8 protein-coding genes and 1 pseudogene are annotated in these 18,857 nt (G+C 67.7%); 2 read left to right on the top strand and 7 right to left on the bottom strand.

Going from position 1 to position 18,857, the window contains the following annotated elements:
- Window positions 1-2 precede the first annotated feature (2 nt).
- The 4 genes and pseudogenes from F1D05_RS13605 to F1D05_RS42545 form a co-directional block, all read right to left on the bottom strand.
- Window positions 3-3,833: a non-ribosomal peptide synthetase/MFS transporter gene (locus F1D05_RS13605; RefSeq protein WP_246486858.1), complete on the bottom strand. Its 3,831-nt coding sequence runs from the start codon at window positions 3,831-3,833 to the stop codon at window positions 3-5.
- On the bottom strand, window positions 3,805-8,508 hold the full coding sequence (locus F1D05_RS40170; protein WP_246486666.1) for a condensation domain-containing protein: 4,704 nt from the start codon (window positions 8,506-8,508) through the stop codon (window positions 3,805-3,807). The genes F1D05_RS13605 and F1D05_RS40170 overlap by 29 nt, the downstream gene beginning before the upstream one ends.
- The gene (locus tag F1D05_RS13585) at window positions 8,505-11,576 is read right to left on the bottom strand and encodes a non-ribosomal peptide synthetase (RefSeq protein ID WP_343066632.1); all 3,072 of its coding nucleotides are present in this window, start codon (window positions 11,574-11,576) and stop codon (window positions 8,505-8,507) included. Before F1D05_RS13585 ends, F1D05_RS40170 begins: the two co-directional genes overlap by 4 nt.
- A pseudogene (locus F1D05_RS42545) lies at window positions 11,556-13,314 on the bottom strand (non-ribosomal peptide synthetase); the annotation flags it as partial. The gene F1D05_RS13585 and the pseudogene F1D05_RS42545, both read right to left, overlap by 21 nt.
- Window positions 13,315-13,479: 165 nt before the next feature.
- Between F1D05_RS42545 and F1D05_RS13580 the strand changes: the two are divergent.
- Window positions 13,480-14,061, top strand: a complete 582-nt coding sequence (locus F1D05_RS13580; protein WP_281388942.1) for an adenylate kinase — start codon at window positions 13,480-13,482, stop codon at window positions 14,059-14,061.
- Between the two features lie 102 nt (window positions 14,062-14,163).
- Here the strand turns inward: F1D05_RS13580 and F1D05_RS13575 are convergent, their stop codons facing one another.
- Window positions 14,164-14,454, bottom strand: coding sequence for a hypothetical protein (locus F1D05_RS13575; RefSeq protein WP_185448037.1), 291 nt, complete (start codon window positions 14,452-14,454; stop codon window positions 14,164-14,166).
- A gap of 146 nt (window positions 14,455-14,600) precedes the next feature.
- Entirely contained in the window at window positions 14,601-17,318 is a 2,718-nt protein-coding gene (locus F1D05_RS13570) for an ATP-binding protein (RefSeq protein WP_206686203.1), read from the bottom strand.
- Between the two features lie 112 nt (window positions 17,319-17,430).
- On the opposite strand from F1D05_RS13570, the gene F1D05_RS13565 reads away from it, so the two are divergent.
- Entirely contained in the window at window positions 17,431-18,393 is a 963-nt protein-coding gene (locus tag F1D05_RS13565; RefSeq protein ID WP_185448036.1) for an alpha/beta fold hydrolase, read from the top strand.
- A 138-nt stretch (window positions 18,394-18,531) separates the two neighbouring features.
- On the opposite strand, the gene F1D05_RS13560 is transcribed toward F1D05_RS13565, so the two are convergent.
- Window positions 18,532-18,771 (bottom strand): DUF4242 domain-containing protein, encoded by a 240-nt coding sequence (locus F1D05_RS13560; protein ID WP_246486665.1) that lies wholly within the window; start codon window positions 18,769-18,771, stop codon window positions 18,532-18,534.
- Window positions 18,772-18,857 lie beyond the last annotated feature (86 nt).

Below are 18,857 nucleotides of genomic sequence, written 5' to 3'. Positions count from 1 at the left end.
CGTCAGTCCTCCACTGCATCGGGTAGTTGTTGTTCGACAGTGCGAAGGGAGCGGGAGGCGAGGCCGAGGAGCGACCACACCAGCAGCAGTACGCCGGTGATCGCGACCACCACGGCCATGCCACGTCCGGTCCCGGTGCCGAAGACCGGTCCGAGGGTCCGGGTCAGGCCGCCACCAGCACGCATCGGCGGCTCGAATACCTTGTCCACCAAGGGACCTGCGGCCAGATAGCCGAGTGGCATGACCACCCGGGCGAGCATCAGGATCGTCGCGAGCACGCGGCCGAGCAGTTCGTGCGGCACCTTCACCTGGACCAGCGCGAGCCAGTGCGCGTTGATCAGCGCGGCGCAGAAGCCGACGCCGAACATGCCGGCGATGGGGAAGAAGGCCGAAGGACGCAGCCCGATCACCACGGAACTCAGACCGATCAATCCGACGCCGGCGATCATCCCGGTGATCCGTTGCCGGGTGCCGCCCCAGATCGCCATCAGCACGCCGCCGAGCAGTAGGCCGGCTCCTTGGGCAGCCAGCACCAGCCCGAGCGTCGCAGTACTGCCGAAGGCAAGAACCATCGGTGTGGTGACGACGACCACGACCCCGCCGAGTCCGTTGGCGATCGCGAAGAAGGCTGCGAGGGCGAGCAGGCCGCGGCGTTCGTTCAGGTAGCGCCAGCCGCCGGCGATCTCGGTCAGCAACGGCTCGTCGCGAACATGGAAGCCGAGATCGGGAACCTTGACCGCGGCCAGGGTTGCCAAGGCCACGACGGAGGTGGCGAGGTCGATCCACACCACGCCGTTGAGGCTGAGCGCCAGCAGGAGAACGCCGCCCAGCAACTGGGAGAACAGGAGTGCGGCTGCGGTCCCCAATCCGACCAGACCGTTCGCTTGTCCTAGATAGCGCTTCGGCACCAATTGCGCGACCGCGGCCAGGTACGCCGGTTGCCGGAACGAGGAGGTGACCGCGACCACCGTCACGAACACGTACAGATGCCAGAGCGCCAACGAATCGACGGCCAGCAAGATGATCAGCATCGCCGCGGCGGACAGCGCGACCAGGTCGCAGGCCATCATCACGCGGCGGCGATTCCAGCGGTCCGCGACGGCTCCGGCCAGTGGCGAGGTGAGAATCACCGGAACGATCGCGAAGGCGGCGATCGTCGCCAAGGCCGTTGCCCGACCAGTCTGTTGATAGGCCCAGACACCCAGTGCGAAGGTCGACAGTCCGGCGCCGATCAGCGACACGAACTGGCCGGCAGTGACGGTCAAGAAGCCCGGCAGGTTCGCTTGTCGCTTGGGTGGCTTCGGTACGTCGGTTTCGGGTGGTCTCGTCAGGAGCCCAGCGACTCGGGGATCGCGGTGGAAGAAGTGTCCGGCACCAGGCAGCCCGACCAGCTCGACGACCTCGCCGAAGCGGTCCCAGTCGTGGACGCGTTCGGACGAGAACCGGGTGGCCTCGTCGAGGTCGCCGACCACGACCCGCAACGGGCTCGACAATCTGGGAGCGTCGTCGGTGAAGGAGGCGGTGAAGAACAACTCGCCCTGATCGGCCTGGTGTCGAATCGCCTTGGCCACAAAGGCCCGCTCGGCCTCGGGTGGTTCTTCGCCCAGACCGCCGAGGACTCGGAGTGTGTCGGTGAGCATCCGGTCGGACTGTCGTCGACCAGGTGCCAGCCGCGCCATCGATCCGAGTACGCCGGGAAGCCGGGTGTTGGGGAAAGAAGCGCCGAGGACTACTGACTCGGGGATCTTGCCGGCCCGCTCGAGTCGCTGCGCAACAGCGACGGCCAAGGCGCTGCCAACGCAATGGCCGTAGAGCATTACCGGTCCGGGGACCTCGGCCAGGATCCGTTCGGCACAGCGATCCGCCAACTCCGGTAGGGAGATCAGCGCCTCGTCAGGGCGGGAGTAGTCGGTGCCGGGCGGCTGGATCGCGTAGAGGGCCCAGTTGTCCGGCATCCGTTGCGCCAGGTCGGCGTACACGATCGCGCCGCCGCCGCCGAACGGTGCACCGATCACCGTGAGCTCGGCATCGGCAGCGCTTCGCTTGGTCATCTTCTGAAGGACGTCGGAGTCAGCCGGAGTCTTGGTCTGCAGGTACTCGGCCAGCGATCGCGCAGTGGGATAGCGGAAGAGGTCGAGTACAGACAGTCCTGGATCGATCGCCCGTACGGTCCGTACTGCGCGCAGTGAGTCGCCGCCGAGGTCGAAGAAGCCGTCGTCGATCCCGACCTCGCTGCCGAGCACGTCGCTGAAGACCTTCAGGATCGCTGCTTGCTCTGGAGTCGCGTCTTGCTGCGGTGTTCCGGTCGGCTTTGTCGGTGCCGGCAGCGAGAGCCGGTCGATCTTGCCGTTCGGGGTGGTCGGAAGCTCGTCCAGCCGGACGAAGGTTGCCGGCAGCATGTAATCGGGCAGCGTGCCCCGCAGGTATTCGCGCACCTCCGCGTCGGCGGTCCCGTCCGCGAGCCCCACGACGTACGCGATCAAGCGGTCCTGCAATATGTTGACCGCTGCCGAGGTGACCTCGGGGTGCCCGAGCAGGACGGTCTCGATCTCGCCGACCTCGATCCGGTAGCCGCGGAGCTTGATCTGGCCGTCGGCCCGGCCGCGGACCTCGATCCGCCCGTCGGGTCGCCAGCGGGCCAGGTCACCGGTGCGATAGATCCGGCCGAAGTCGCTCGTCACGAACCGTTCGGCGGTCAGTGCGGGCCGGCCGTGATAGCCGAGCGCGACCCCGGCGCCTCCGATGCACAGTTCGCCGATCGCTCCGATCGGCATCGGCTGCAGCTTGTCGTCCAACACGTAGATGGAGGTGTTGGAGATCGGCCGGCCGACGGTCACATCGGCTGAGGTGATGCGCTCACGTGTCGACCAGACCGTGGTTTCCGTTGGCCCGTAGTAGTTCCAGAGTTCGCCGACGATGGTGTGGAGCCGGACAGCCAGTTCGGGTGGCAACGCTTCTCCGCCGCAGACTGCGATCAGGTCCAGGTCGCCGGTCCAGCCGGTTTCGAGCAGCAGTTGCCAGCTCAGCGGAGTCGCTTGCAGATAGGTGGTTCCGGTGTAGCTGATCCGTCTGGCGAGTGCCTCACCGTCGGCCGCGAGGCGCCGGGCACCGATGACGAGGGTGGCGCCTACGGTCAACGGAAGCAGCAGTTCCTTGACCGACATGTCGAAGGACATGCTGGCCACCGAGAGGACGGTGTCCTGATCGGAGAGCCCGGGTTCTGCCGCGAAGGACGCCAGTAGGTTGGCGAGCGCGCTGTGCGGGATCACGACGCCCTTGGGCCGTCCGGTCGATCCGGAGGTGTAGATGATGTACGCCGGATCGCTTCCGGTCGGCGTCGCCTCGGGCGCTTCGGCGGGCGGCAGGGGTTCGCGCAGATCGATGGAGGGTAGGCCGAAGGTCTCGGCGAAGCCGTCCGTCACCAGCACGGCGGCACCGGAGTCTTCGACCATGTAGGCCAGCCGGTCGGCCGGATACTCCGGGTCGACTGGGAGATAGGTCGCGCCTAAGCGGAGTACGGCGAGCATCGCGACCGGCATCCGGACAGAACGGTCGAGGGCGAGCGCGACGATGGTGCCCTTGCCGGCTCCCAAGTCCTTCAGGCGGTGGGCCAACGATGCCGATCGGCTCGCCAGTTCGGCGTACGTGAGCTCCTCGCGATCATCCAGTACTGCGATGCTCTCTGGGCGCAGGTCGGCTTGGCGGAGGATCCAGTCAGGAGTCAGCCCGCTCGGTAGCGGACTGCTCGTGGCGTTCCACTCCTGCAGGACCTGTCGGCGTTCAGCGTCGTCGCTCAGCGGTAGTTCACCGAGCTTCGTGGATGGTGCAGCCACGATGGCGGTGAGCAGGGTGCGGAGGTAGCCGGTCAGGCGTTGCGCGGTGGACCGATCGAGGATGTCGCCGTTGTACTCCAGCGCGCCATGGAGACCGCCGTCCTCTTCTGTGAGGTAGAGCGAGAGGTCGGTCCGGGCGACCCCGGTCGCGGCATCGACGGGAGCCACCGTGATGCCGGGCAGGTCGAGGGCGGCCCGGTGGAGTGTTCTGCAGCACGAACATGCTGGTGAAGACCGGCGTACGGCTCGGATCACGCGGTACGTCGAGCGTGGTGAGCAACCGGTCGAACGGCATCGCCGAATGCTCGAAGCCGTCGAGCACCGTACGGCGTACCTGGTGCAGGTAGTCGAGGAACGGGAGCTCGCGCCGGGGCTTTCCGCGCAGCGGCAGGCTGTTGACGAACATGCCGACGACGCGATCGAGATCCGGGTGATCGCGACCGGCGACCGCCGTACCGACCACTACGTCCTCGACACCGGAATACCGGGCGAGCACGATCTGGTAAGCCGCCAGGAGCGTCATGAAGAGGGTTACGTCGTTGGCGCGGCTCAGTTCTGTGAGCTGGTTGGTCAGCTGTGCTTCGAGGTCGAGCCAGACTGCGCCGCCGCGGTGACTGGGCAGGGCAGGCCGTGGGTGATCCAGGGGGAGATCGAGTGAGCTGGGAGCGTCGGCTAGCTCGGTCCGCCAGAACTCCTTGGTGGCTTCGTAGGTCTTCTCCGTCTCCCACTGGGTGTAGTCGGAGTACGTCACGGGCACGTCGTTGAGCTGCTCGCCCCGGTACGCCGTCGACAGGTCGCCAAGGAGGACCGCGTTGGACCAGCCGTCGCTGGCGATGTGGTGCACGGTCAGCAGGAGGAGATGCTCGACCTCCCCGGTCCTCAGCAGCGCTGCACGCAGCGGGGGACCGGCGGCCAGGTCGAACCCGTGCTGGAACTCGTCGTCGATCCGCTCGCGGATCACTTCCTCTGTCGCGCCTCGCAGATCGCTGACATGCAGCGGGATCTCGGGTGCGTTCAGTACTACGATCTGTGGCTCGCCGTCGATACTCGGGTACGCCGTACGCAGGGTCTCGTGGCGCTCGACCACCGCGGCGAGCGCGGCTCGCAGGGCGTCGACGTTGAGGGCGCCGGTGAGTCGGAACGCGCTCGGCAGGTTGTTCACCGGGTTGCCGGGGTCGACCTGGTCGAGGAACCAGTACCGCTGCTGGCCGTGGGACAGCTCTGTCGACTGGTGTTCGTGATGGACCAGCTCCGGGCCGTCGCTGCGGCGCAGTCCGTCGATGTGGTTGGCGAGGGCAACGATCGTGCGATGGTCGAAGAGGTCGCGGACGACGATCGCGACGCCACAATCCCGCCGCAGCCTTGCCGCGGCGCGGATCGCCAGGAGCGAGTGCCCGCCGAGCTCGAAGAAGTCCGCGTCCGCTGAGGGCTGGGGGATGTCCAGGAGCTCGGCGAAGACGGTGGCGATCCGGTGCTGAGTCTGCCCGGTCAGCGGCAGTTGCCGCGACCCGGATCGCTGCCCACCTGCTTGATCTGAGGAGGGTCCTGACGGACTCAGAGCTGCGTGATCGACCTTGCCGTTGGCATTCAGTGGCAGTTCGGGCAGCACGGTGATGGTCGTGGGAACCAGGTGATCCGGCAACCGTTCCGCCAACCAGCTGCGCAGATCGTCTTCAGTGTCACTGCCGACATACGCGTGCAAGTTGCCATCAGCAACCAGAACCGCAGCCGCGTCGACCGCCGGGTGAGTGCTGAGGACGGCTTCGATCTCACCAGGCTCCACACGATGCCCGCGGATCTTGGTCTGCCGGTCCAGTCGGCCGCCGAACTCGACGGTCCCATCCGCCAGCCACCTCGCCCGGTCACCAGTCGCGTAGTACCCATCAAAGGAGGTCTGCAGGGCGGGGGTATTGAGCCGTGGGTCGCGAGACGATCGAAGCGCCCGAGCACCCGCTACCGGTTCGCCGCTGCTCTCGCTGACCTGCGCGGTGCCGTCACCGACGTAGCCGCTGGCGACGACCTGGGCGCTGCCGTCCCCGAGGTATCCGCTGGCGACGACCTGGGCTGTGCCGTCCCCGAGGTATCCGCGGGCGACGACCTGGGCATTGCCGTCACCGAGGTAGCCACGCGCGACCGCCGGGCCGCGGACAGCCAGCTCTCCCCAGACGCCGACGGGCTGTGGCTGCCCGTGCGGATCGAGGATGTGGACGGCGGCATGCGCCAGCGGCGTACCCAGCGGGACCGTCGCCGACCTGCTGCCCTCGAACGGGATCTCATGCGCCAGCACCCCGACCGTGGTCTCGGTCGGGCCGTAGTGATTGAGGATCCGCAGCCCAGGTGCCTGCCGTCGAACGGTGTCGACCAGCGACCACGGCGACGCCGCGCCACCCAGGACAAGCGCCTTGCGCGGCAGACACTCACCAGACCCGATCAAAGCCGCCAGATGCGACGGCACGATCTTGAGATAGTCAGCAGGGTTCCGCTTGAAGTGCTCACCCAACGCGACCGGATCAGCAGCAAGCTCCGCGTCGATCAGTTGCAAAGTGCCGCCCCGCGACAACGCGGTAAACACCATCGAATGCCCAAGATCAGCAGCCAGCGTGGACAACACGGCGTAGCTGGCCCCGTCCTCCGGCCGCAGCCTCTCCGCAAACGCATCCACATACGCCGCCAGCCCTCCAAGCTCAACAGCCACCCCCTTCGGCCGCCCCGTAGACCCAGACGTGAAGATCACATAGGCCAACCTCCCCGGCGCAAACCCCACCGCCGCCTCCGGCGCAAACCCCACCGCCGCCCTCGGCGCAATCCCCGCGCCCGCCTCCGCCCCCGTCGTCACCCGCGCCTCCGGCGTGATCCCCGCGCCCGCCTCCGGCGCAGCTCCCGCGCCCGCCTCAAGCTCTGTGGTGGGTGTTGACTGATTGCCTATGGCATCGATTGTCTGGATGCCGGGGAGGGCGTCGAGATCGACAGCGAGGGTTGCGCCTGCGGTGGTAAGGAGGGCTGCCTGGCGAGCTGGTGGGTGGGTTGGCTCGATGGGGACGTAGGCGGCACCGGACTTCAGGATGCCGAGCAAGCCGACGGCGTACCGGCTGGTGCGTGCCGCCGAGAGGCCGACGAGCGCTTCTGGCCCGGCACCTGCCGCGCGGAGACGTGCGGCGAGCGCGTTGCTGAGGGTGTCCAGTTCGGCGTACGTGAGGCTCGCGGCGCCGCTCATCACGGCGACTCGGTCCGGCGCTCGGCGTACGGTGCTTGCGAAGCCGTCGAGGATCGTGGGTGGAGCAACGGTCGCGGCTGGGGGTGCGAGTAGCTCGGTCTGCTGGGCTGGTGTCAGGAGCGGCAATCGCGCGACGGGTGCAGCTGGGTCGGTGGCGAGTCCTTGGAGTAACAGAAGATATTGCCCGGCGAAGCGCTCGATGGTCTCCGGGTCGAAGAGCTCGGTGCTGTAGGTGATCGTGGCCGAGATCGTGCGGCCGCCGAGATCGGCGACCTCCATCGTGAGGTCGACCTTCGTGGCCGGCGCGCTGATCGAGACCGGCTCGACCCGAAGTCCTGACAGCTCGAGTTCCACCCGGGGCACGTGGGTCGCGCTGAACAGCACGGAGTACGGCGGTCGACCCTCCGCCGGATACGGCAACAGCGCGGCTACCTCTTCGAACGGCGCCGCAGCGTGTTCGCTCGCCTCGAGCACTGTGTTCCGGACCTCCCGAAGAAGCTCCCGCCCGGTCTGCGCCGGCGTGGTTCTTGCCCGGAGCAACACGGTCTCGATCAGACAACCAACAACCGTACGGAGTTCCGGTACGGCGTCTCGCCCGCTGACCGGCGCGGCCACGGTCACGTCGTCAACACCAGCCTGCCGACCGCACAAGACCTGGAAGACCCCGACCAGGCACATGAACGTGCTGACCTGCTCCCCGGCGGCAAGAGCCCGAAGCCCAGCCGTCGCACCCTCGCCCAGCTGGAACGAGTGCTCGGCGCCGGCATCACTCGGATGCGCCGGCCGCGGCCGATCAGTCGGCAGCTGAACCGGCCGAGGCGAGGAGGCAAGCTGCTCACGCCAGTAGGCCAGATCGGCATCGGCCGACCGCTGCTCCTGCCAGTACGCAACATCGGCGTATTGCGTGCCGGCAACCAAAGCCCCACCGCCGTACGCGGTACTGAGCCGATCGGCAATCAGCCCCATCGACCAGCCATCGGCGGCAATGTGGTGCACACAGAGCAGCAACACATGCTCATCCGCCCCGACCCGGAACAGCGAAGCCCGGAACGGCGCCGCACGCCCAAGCTCGAACGGCCGCCGTAGCTTGTCCTCAAACCCTCGCAGATCGTCGTACTCACGCCAGTCGAGCGCAGCAGCTTCAGCCAGTTCCGCGGAAGGCATGCCGTCCACTGCCGGGTAGAAGGTGCGGAGCGCATCGGCCGTCTCAACGACCGCAATCAACGCACTCCGCAAACGCGTGCTGTCCAGCGTTCCGCGCAGTCGCCAGGCGACCGGCAACGTGTAGGCGGCGCTGTCGGGCGCAAGCTGATGAAGGAACCACAGCCTGCGCTGAGCTGACGACAGTACGACGGATGCCGCCTTCGGAATCCCGACCCGCTTCGGCTTCCTGGCCTTCGCCTTCGCCAGCCTCGCCGCCAGCGCATCGGCGATCGCGTCGGTGGTCAGATCGGCACTCATGAAGATGCCCCCAGCAACTGTTCGACGATCGACTGCTCCACCACGACGGCCAGCCTGGCCACGGTCGGAGCGTCGAAGAGGGCCCGGACACCGATGGTGATCTCGAACTGCTCCCGGACATCGGCCATCACCTGAGCGGCAAGCAGGGACTGCCCGCCGGCCGCGAAGAAGTCGTCCTCGACCCCAAGCTCCGGTACTCCGAGCGCCTCCTGCCAAAGGTCGAGCAGCACCTCCTCGGTCACCGACTTCGGCGGACGTGAAGGTGATCGGTGCGTCGTGGGCTCGGGCAACGCCCGTCGGTCGAGCTTGCCGCTCGCCGAGCGCGGGAGGACGGCGAGTTCGCCGATCGTCGCGGGAACCAGATGGGCCGGGACGCGCGTGGTCAGCCAGTCCCGCAGACCGTCTGCCCGGCCGACCACGTAGGCGTTCAAACTCGACCCGGCAACCGGATCGTCGTGCACAAAGGCGACGGCCTCGGTGACCTGGGGATGCGCCGTGAGAGCGGCTTCGACCTCACCGAGTTCGATCCGGATCCCTCGCAACTGCACCTGATCGTCGATCCGGCCAAGCAGCATGATCGTGCCGTCCTCGCGCCAGTACGCGAGATCACCTGTGTGATAGTGCCTACCCTCGCCGTACGGGTCGGCTGTGAACCGTTCCGCCGTCAGCTCGGGCCGGTCGAGATAGCCCCTGGTGACCCCCACGCCACCGATCAACAGCTCACCCGGTACGCCGATCGGTACCAGCCGTCCGCGTGGGTCGACGATGGTGATCCGTACGCCGGGGATCGGTTTGCCGATCGCGGGACGGTTGCCGTCAGCAACGCAATGGCTCATCACCGCGGCGACAGTGGCCTCGGTCGGGCCGTAGGAGTTCACGAAGTACCGGTCCGGCGCCCATCGTTCGACCAGCTCCGCCGAGCACGCCTCGCCGCCGACCGCGATCGCCCGGACCGTCGGCAATGTCGCGTCATCTGGAAACGCCGCGAGGACCGAGGCAGGCAGGACGAGATTGGTGATCCGCTCCCGATCGATGAGTTCGACCAGATCGGTGCCGGCCACCTCATCCGTGCGTACGACGAGCGTCGCCCCGGCGGCCAAGGTCATATAGACGTCCGAGACCGAAACCTCGAAGCCGAACGGCACGAACTGGAGTACGCGACTGTCCTCCGCGACGGCGAAGTTGCGGATTTTCGCCAGCACGAGGTTGGTCAGCCCGCCATGCTCGGCGAGAACGCCCTTAGGCCTGCCGGTCGAACCGGAGGTGTAGAAGATATGGACGAGATCTTCCGAAGTGACCACATCGTCCAGCGGTTCGTCTGACTGTTGAGCCGCCTTGGCCAGGAAGTCTTCGTCGACGATGACCTCGGCACGGACATCGGCCAGCATCTCTTCAGCCCGTAGCGCCGGGACATCAGGCTCGATCGGGACGTAGCAGCCGCCCGACGTCGCCACGCCAAGCAGGGCCACGACCGCGTCTGCCGACCTCGGAAGCCGTACTGCGACCGGGCTGCCGGCCACAACGCCATGGCTTCGTAACAGCCGAGCAAGCTGGTTCACCCTCTGCTGCAGCTCTTGATAGGTCAACACCTCCTGCCCACAGATCACCGCGGGCTGATGCGGCCTGGTCTGGACCTGATCACCAACCAGTTGGTAAACCGGTCGACGTTCCTCGAAAGCAGCAGGTCCATTGCCTAGAGCAATGAGCTGGTCGACCTCTTGCGCGGTGCACAACGGCAGTTCGGCGACGGCCAGATCGGGTTGGGAGACGGCGGTGGCCAGCAGATTGAGCAGCTGCCGGTTGATCCGCTCAGCGGTGGATCGCTCGAACAGATCGCCGCGGTACTGAACGGTCAGCGTCATCCGGCCATCGACCGGCTCGACCAGCACAATGAGATCGAATCGGGCATTGTCGCCATGCCACTCGCCAACCGGGGTCATCGTGGCGTCACCCAGGCGGATCGGCTCGCCATCGGGCTGACCGACCACGAGCAGGACGTCGAACGGAGCTGCACCACTGCTTCTGTCGGCCACGATCTGCTCAAGCGGAACGCCCTGATGGGCGTGGGTTTCAAGCACCGTACTGCGAGCCTGCCGGAGCAGCTCGCGGAAGCTCGCCTCACCGTCGACCGCGATCCGCAGTGGAACCGTGTTGACGAAGCAGCCCACAACCTTGTCGAACCCAGAAACCGTCCGGTTGGCCATCGGTGCGCCAACGACGATGTCGTCCTGCCTGGTCTGCCGTTGCAGTAGTGCCGCAACGGCCGCGAAGATCACGGCGAAGCGACTGGCTCGCTCGGCTGCTGCCAAGCGGTCGAGGCCGGCCAGCAGCTCCTCTGAAAGCGGGACCTGAACCGAGCCACCATGGTGATCAGGAACCAGCGGGCGCTGGTGATCGGTGACCAGGTCGAGGTGAGCCGGAGCACCGGCCAGTCGGTCCCGCCAGTACGCGAGCCCTTGGGCGTGCGGCTGCCTCGCCTCCCAGGCCGCGACCTCACGCGGGCCGAGCTCCGGCTGCGCGAGTTGGCGCCCGGAGTACAGGATCGGTAGTTCTGTCAGCAGAATCTCGTGTGAGCGTGCGTCGACGGCGCTGTGGTGGATGGTGAGCAGGAGCCGCCAACTGTCGTCGCCGGTCGGTGCGAGCACTGCGCGGATGAGTCGGCCGGCGGCCAGATCGCTGCCAGGCTGGGGATGTGCGGCGAGTTGCTCGTCGACATCGTCGCCTTGCGGTTCCAGTACGTCGAAGGGCACGCGGTAGGCGGGCGCGATGCGCTGGTACTGACCGTCAGCGAGGGCTTCGATCGCAGTACGCAGGGCCTCGTGTCGCTCGACCAGCTGGTCGAGGGCGGCCGCGAGGCGATCGGGGTCGAGCGGGCCGTCGATCGTGTAGCGCATCCGGACGTCGTAGATCGACGGATCGGCGAGGTATTGGTCGAGGAACCAGTAGCTGCGCTGGGCAGCCGTCAGCGGGGCGACCTCTCCCGCTCGTTGGAATTCTGCTGCCTTTGTCTCGGCAGGGGGAGTGGATAGCTCGACGGCGAGTTCTGCGATCGTGACCGAGCCGAGCATGATCTCGAGGGAGAAGTCGCGGCCCCATCGCTCGGACAGCCTGGTGACCACCCGGGTGGCGGCGAGCGAGTGTCCGCCGACCGTGTCGAACGGCTGGTCCGTCCCGATCCCGGAGCGCCCGAGAACCTGCTCCCAGATCGCGGCGATCTCCAGCTCAGCCTCTGTAGCGGGCGCCCGGCCGACTGCGTTCTCGTCCCGGTAAGCCTTGAGCGCGTCGCGATCGACCTTGCCGTTCGCCGTACGTGGCAGCTCAGCCAGAGCGATCAGGGTCGACGGGATCATGTGCGCAGGCAGCAGTCCGGCAAGGTATTCGCGCGGATCCACTCCTGCCTGGGTCGGCACATAGAAGCCCGCGAGACTCACCTCGCCGTTCTCCTGCGGTACTACGGCTGCCGCAGCGATGTCGGGATGTTCACCGAGCACGATCTCGACCTCGCCCGGCTCGACCCGCTGGCCGCGGATCTGGACCTGGTCGTCGGCCCGGCCCAGGTAGGCGAGTTCGCCGTCCGCGCGGCGTGAGACCAGGTCGCCGGTTCGGTAGAGACGACCGTGTTCCGGATCGGTGACGAACCGATCCGCGGTCAGTTCGGGTTGGTCGAGGTAGCCGCGGGCAACACCTGCACCGCCGATGAAGAGTTCGCCGGTTGTCGCCGGTACGCCGTGAGGGTCGCGGATCTGCAGGGTGACGCCGTCGATGGCCTTGCCGATCGTTGGTACGTCGTCGCCTGGGGCGACCAGGCCGTAGGTTGCGGCCACCGTCGTCTCGGTGGGCCCGTAGACGTTGTAGATCGTGAAGGGCAGGGTGGCCGGCGGTCGTGCCGTCAGCCGATCGCCGCCGGTGAACAGGGCTCTCAAGGGCGGATTGGCGGGCCACTGCAAGGTCATCAGTTCCGCGGCCAGAACGGTGGGAGCGAAGGCGACCGTGATTCCCGAGTCGAGGAGGAAGTCGCGCAAGGCGGTAGGTCTGACTCGCTGCTCCTCGGTCGGGATGACCAAGGTTCCGCCGGAAGCCAGCGTCGTCCAGATCTCCATCATCGCCGCGTCGAAGCCGAGGCCGGAGACGAACGACACCCGGTCGGTCTCGGTCAGATCGAGGGCGCGCTGCTGCCAGGCGATCAGGTTCGAGAGCCCGGAGTGGGGGATCTGCACGCCTTTGGGGCGTCCGGTCGAGCCGGACGTGTAGATCACGTAGGCGAGATCGTCGGGACGGGAGTCCCGGGGAATCCAGGTGCTGGTGTCCGCGCTGAGCAGGCCCCGGCCGGAGTACGGCGGTGGGCTTGGCGTCTGTCAGCAGGTAGTCGCGTCGCGCGGCGGGAAGAGCCGGGTCGACGGGAAGGTAGGCGGCGCCGGCTCGCAGTACGCCGAGAGCACCGATCACAAACTCGGTCCCGCGCGGCACTTCCAGTGCGACAACGTTGTCCGGACCGGCACCGGACGCGCTCAGAGCGGCGGCGACGGAGTCTGCTCGCTCGATCAGCTCGCCGTAGGTCAGGGTCTCGCCGGCGTGGACGACGGCGGTTCGGCCGGGCCTGGCCGCGGCCAGTGTGGCGATGGTTACAGCGATCGATTTCGGACCGGCGTCAGCAGACCTCAAAGTCCCCCCTCGGACCCGTTCGGCGGACCCGAACCCGGCTCTCGATGCTAGGCACGCAGGTAGTGATCGAGGGGAGAAAATGCAGAAATATCCCTTAAAGGCAAGGGTTTCTCTGCACCCGGGCAACCAGCCACGGTGACTCACTCGTTTGAACCACGGGGTGCCTCGGAGTCGGTGACCGGCGGACCTTCAGGGCGGCCCCGGACGGCTACCTCGCGTTCTTGGCGTGAGAGAGGCAACAGTCGCCGACCATGGGAAACCGCGCGACACCCGGTTAGCCTGAGATTTTCCGACCCCCGGGAGCGGCTCGTGACGATCCTCGTTCTGATGGGGCCGCCTGGTGCCGGCAAGGGGACGCAGGCGGACGTCCTGGCCGAGCGGCTGGGGGTTCCGGCCATCTCGACCGGCGACATCTTCCGGGCCCAGGTCGCCGATGGGACGGCGCTCGGGCAGCAGGCGAAGGGTTACCTCGACGCGGGGGAGTATGTCCCCGATTCGGTCACCAACGCGATGATCCGCGAGCGCCTCTGCGCCGATGACACCCGAGCCGGTTTCCTGCTCGACGGCTATCCGCGCACCCTCGACCAGGTCGCTGTGCTCGACGAGTTCCTGGCCGGGCAGCAACGCTTCGTCGACGGCGTCGTAGTACTCGAGGTGCACGCTGATGAGTTGGTGGCCCGCCTACTCCACCGAGCCGCGCAGGCGCACCGCTCCGACGACACCGAGCCGGTCATCCGCCGCCGTCTGACCGTGTACGCCGAGCAGACCCAGCCGCTGATCGAGGTTTACGCCTCTCGCGGCCTGGTCACCACCATCGATGGCAACGGCGAGACGCACGAGGTCTCCCAACGGGTGCTGACCATGGCCGTCTCTCTCCAGCAGCAGGCTTAGTAGGCCGGGCTGCTCCAGCTTGAGGCCGGCCGTGTGGGTGGCTGGGACCGTGTGGATGGCTCGGGCGGATCCCCCCTGGCTGCCCGAGCCACCCACACGGCGTCAGCCGACCGGTTGGCGGGTGTAGGTGCGGGCGACCTCGATTCCGAGGATCTCCGGGGTCCCGGCCGGGTCGGGGCCGAGGACCTTGGCGAGGACCGGGCCGAGCCGTTCGGCGAAGAACCGTTCGGCGTGCTCCCTGGATTCCCACAGCGTGACGACCCGCACGCCGTCGCCGGCGGTACCGACGTACCGCGCCTGAAGCCCGTCCGGCTCCTGGCCCATGTTGCTCATCACCTGGTCGAACTGCTCGATCGAACCGAACGGCGGGGTGGCGACTGCGATCCACTGCATGATGCTCTCCTCTGCTCATCCGCGGCCGCTTGGCCACGACAATGACGCTAGAAGCGAGCGGCCCGCGGCGAATCCGCCGAAGTACTCAGCCGGCTACTCATTCGGTACAGGCGGATGCTCAGCGGATGGTGCTCTGCGGCCGGTTCTCAGCGGGTCGTGCGGGTGGTCCAGGTGGCGATCTGGCTCCGGTTGGCGAAGCCGAGCTTGGTCAGGATGTGCTGGACGTGGTTCTGCGCGGTCCGATCCGAGATCACCAGCCGCTCGGCGATCTGCCGGTTGGTCAGCCCTTCGGCGACCAGCCCGGCGACCTCCGCCTCCCGTGGACTCAACCCGGTGGCCGACCCACCCGTGTCGTCGAGCTTCGTGAAGAGCGCGGCCAGCTGTCCGGCGTACGGGGTCATGCCGAGCGACCTGATCAGTCTTGCGGCCTGCTCCGCCACCGGCTTCGCACGCTTGCGATCGCCCGGATCGTCTCGCTCGGCCAACGCGGTCGCGAGCTGGAACTGCGCCTCGGCCACGAAGCCCGGCGCTCCGGCCGACTCGGCTCGCCGTACTGCGCCGGTGAGGTCCTCGATCGCGGCGTCGAACCGGCCCAGGGTCAGCTCCGCCCGCCCGATCGCCAGCTCGGCGGGACCCATCGAGGCGACTCCGTTGCCCACGGCATGTTCGCCGCGGAACGGCTGGAGCCGATCGATCAGCAACGCGAGGTCGTCGTGGTGGCGCAGTCCCGCGGATGCCAGGGCCGCGTACACATAACCGGGCAGGACGAAGAAGGCCGGCAACGACCAGCTCTCGATCGGTCCGGCCTGCCGGTACGACGCGTCCGCCTCGTCGGACCTCCCCATGCACATCAGCAGGTATGCCCGGGAGAGCAACGCCATCGTCGCGAAGCGCGGCGGCGGGTCGAAGCTCTGCGAGGCGAAAGCGGCCGCGTCCGGGTGGACGCCGACGTGCCCCGCGAGCGCGATCTGCAAGGCGAAGTACGCGCCGGTCGCGGGAGCTCGCTCAACCAGCCGCATCCGGTCGAAGCCGCGGCGCGCGATCGTGGCGGCCTCGGCGTACTGGCCACGTGCCTGCGCGACACAGGCGGCGACCCGGTCGTGATGCCACGCGCTCACCGGTCCGCCGACGCGATCGACCGCGACCTTGAGGGCGGGAAGTTCGGCCGATGCGGCGGCAAGCCGACCGCTCTCGATCAGGGCGTCGAGTCGCCAGAGCTCGCCCCACATGGCGGCGCGGGCATTGTCGGTCCGCTGAGCCAGGTCGAGCATCTCGGTTGCCAGTAGCAACCGCTCTGCCCGGCCCGCAGGTCCGGGACATGCTTCCTGCCTTGCTCGCAGAGCCTCGGTCAACGCGTGATCGTCCCGCGAAGCGTGGGCCAGGGCCAGCGCCTCACGGCTCAATGCATCGAGTCGCTCCTGCTCGCCGTCGTAGAAGGCCAAGTGGCTGCGTTGCGCCGTCAGTCTCGCCCTGAGCGCGGTATCGGTGGTGACGGCGAGGGCTTCCTCACAAAGGCGCTTGGCGCCGGCGTTGATCCCTGGATCGGGCACCGCCTCGAGAATCAGCGCGGCTTCGGCCTTCAGCTCCGGCGTCGGGGCGGCCTCCGCCGCGGCCATCGCCGCCTTGACGCATTCCTGCAGATCTCCGGCCAGGTAGGCGGCTTTCCCGAGCGCGATCTGAGTCCGGCAATCCCTTTGGGTGTTGAGCTTCAGCGCTGCCTTGTAAAGTCGCACGCCCTCTTCGTACGCCAACTTCCGTACGGCGTCCTCGGCCGCGCGGATCATCCACTCAGCCGCGACCTTGGTCTCCCCGTACTGCGCCCGGTGGCGGGCGATATCCGCCAGGTGCTCGGACAGGTCATGGCCGTACCGATCCTCCAACGCTTCCGCGACCCCGCGATGCCAGTTGGCCCGGTCGGCGGTCGCGCAGGACGCCTCGATGGCATCCCGGGTGAGGGCATGGACGAACCGGAACTCGCCTGCGCCTACTTGGTCCACGAATCCGAAGGTGATCGCCTCGTCGATCAGCGGCAGACAATCGCCGACCGGAACGGCCAGGGTCGCGGCGAGGAGGTCCGCCCGGAAGTCCCGGCCGATGATCGCTGCTGCCTGGACCAATCGGCAGCAGTCCGGGGAGACCCTTCGCAGCCGGGCGGCAACCAGGTCGAGCACGCTCTTCGGCGGCCGGTCCTCCTGCCACGTTCCGTCCGCGATCGCCCGCGCGACCTCCCGGACGAAGAGCGGGTTGCCGCCGGTGATCTCGTGGACATTGGTGAGCTGCCGTTCGGTTGCTGTTGGCAACTGCTCGCGGGTTTCGTCGAGGCCGAAGCCGCTGAGGTCGAGGCGTTCGGCCGAGCGGGACTGGAGCAGGTCCGGCAGGAAACGGGGGAAGGCGGCCGACGGTTCGGATTCGCGGCAGGTGGCGAGCACGAGGATCGGGAGGTCGGCGAGCTGGTCGGCAAGCTGCCGGAGTACCAGCAGGGAGGGCTCGTCGCCGCGGTGGACGTCGTCGAGGATGACCACCAGACCACGCGAGCCGGCGGCGGTTCGCAGTACGTCGATCAGCTCCTCGTACAACCGGAAGCGATCTTCGGTGGCTGTCAGCACCTTGTCGGGATCGAGGCTGAGCGACTTGAGGATCTGCCGCCAGGGCCAGTAGGCGGGAGCACCCTCCGTCTCCACGCAACGCCCCCAGGCGACGGCGGCTCCGGCCGCGAGGGCACTCCCCGCGAACTCCTGCGCCAGCCGGGTCTTGCCGATCCCCGCCTCACCGACACACAGCACGAGGCGCCCTGATCCGGCCCGGGCAGCGTCCAGCCACTCCCGCAACCGCCCCAGCTCGCGCGCCCGCCCCACCATCCCCATCCCGCCAGGATCTCCTGCCCACCCCGAATGCGGAAGTAGGCCGCGCGGGGGGAGTCCGGCGGATCCTTGCCCGGTGCGGACCGGTTTGCCGGGGTCGGTCAGACTTGGCAGCGTGAAACGGGTCGCGCGTGTGCTGCGCCGAGTGTTGCTGGGGCTCTTGGTTCTTCTGGTTGTCGTCACCGGTGCCTCGCTGACGTACAACGCATTCACCGGCGACCATGAGGCGCCACCGGACGGGCTTCGCTTCGCGGCAGCCGGCGACGTCAACACGCGGTACGAGACCTGGGGTACGACGGGTACGCCGGTCGTCCTCGTGCATGGATCGGCGGAGTCGGTAGAGACCTGGTCAAAGCTGGTGCCACTACTGGCCCAAGACCACCGCGTCTACGCGTACGACATCACCGGATACGGGTATAGCGAGCGCAAGGCGCCGTACACGGTCGAACACCTCGCGGCGCAGCTACTGGGCTTCCTCGACGCCATGCACCTTGGTGGCCCCGGGCAACCACGCCCGATCCTCGTCGGCCACTCGCTCGGAGCCGGCATCGCCGCCGAAGCCACCCTGGAAGCACCGGCCCGGATCGGCGGCCTGATGTTCCTGGACGGCGACGCCTTGCCGCTGCCCGGCCAACGCGCCTCCTTCGTCCGGCACGTCTTCGTCAACCCCTACAAAACAAGCATCCTTCGCCTGGTCCTCGGCTCCGACGCCATCGTCCGCAAGGCCTACACCAGCGCCTGCGCTCAAGGTTGTCCCGCCCTGGACCACGCCGCCGTCGACCAATGGACCCGCCCGTTCCGCCAACCAGGCGCCGAAAATGCCCTTTGGCAGATGACCGCCGACGGCATCCCGGCAGTTTCCCCCGAACGCCTCACCACCTTCAAAACCCTGAAGGTCCCCACCTCGGTCGTCTTCGGTGCCCTGGACACCCAAGGCGGCTCCGCCCCCGAAACCGCCACCCGCATCGGCGCCCCACCCCCCACCATCATCCCGAACGCCGGCCACCTAACCCTCATCTCCGCCCCCGCAGAGGTAACCGCCGCTATCAATGCCCTCGCCACCCGAGAAACCGCTTAACCGACCAGTTACTCAAGGCGTTTAAGGGAAGCAGCGCGAGGGCGAGCCCAGCAGATGAACTGCCGGGCTCGCCCGTGGTGCGCCTGGGTCCAGCCTGGCGCCCTCGTCATATGGGCAGAGTTCAGCTGGGGCGAACTCTTACGCGTGCTCGGAGACGGGGTGGATCTTGTCTGCCACCAGGCCGTGTGCCTCGCGGTGCACGGTGTTGGCCGCCTCTGCGTCCGGTGCCTCGACCAGGCAGAAGATCTTCCCGGCGGCCTCGTCCACCCAGTACTTGAGGTAGTTCACCCCGTATGCGCCCTGCGTGGCGAGATCGGCCTGGTGAGCGGCGGCGACATCCGCGGCCGAAACCCCACCCTCGATCGTGTGCTCATCCATGAACAGTCCCACTTGCCTATCCCATCTGTCATGGTCCGGCGGATCATCCGCCGTCCCCCTTGCCACCCCACACGGCTGACAGGACC

The sequence above is a fragment of the Kribbella qitaiheensis genome (assembly GCF_014217565.1).
Lineage (GTDB): Bacteria > Actinomycetota > Actinomycetes > Propionibacteriales > Kribbellaceae > Kribbella > Kribbella qitaiheensis_A.
This window is presented reverse-complemented; position numbering and strand designations above follow the sequence as displayed.

Bases quoted from the DNA above. Each gene is read 5' to 3' on its own strand.
- F1D05_RS40170 (WP_246486666.1), bottom strand. From the start codon at position 8,508: ATGAGTGCCGATCTGACCACCGACGCGATCGCCGATGCGCTGGCGGCG.
- F1D05_RS13585 (WP_343066632.1), bottom strand. From the start codon at position 11,576: ATGCTCGGCTCGGTCACGATCGCAGAACTCGCCGTCGAGCTATCCACT.
- F1D05_RS13575 (WP_185448037.1), bottom strand. From the start codon at position 14,454: ATGCAGTGGATCGCAGTCGCCACCCCGCCGTTCGGTTCGATCGAGCAG.
- F1D05_RS13570 (WP_206686203.1), bottom strand. From the start codon at position 17,318: ATGGGGATGGTGGGGCGGGCGCGCGAGCTGGGGCGGTTGCGGGAGTGG.
- F1D05_RS13560 (WP_246486665.1), bottom strand. From the start codon at position 18,771: ATGGATGAGCACACGATCGAGGGTGGGGTTTCGGCCGCGGATGTCGCC.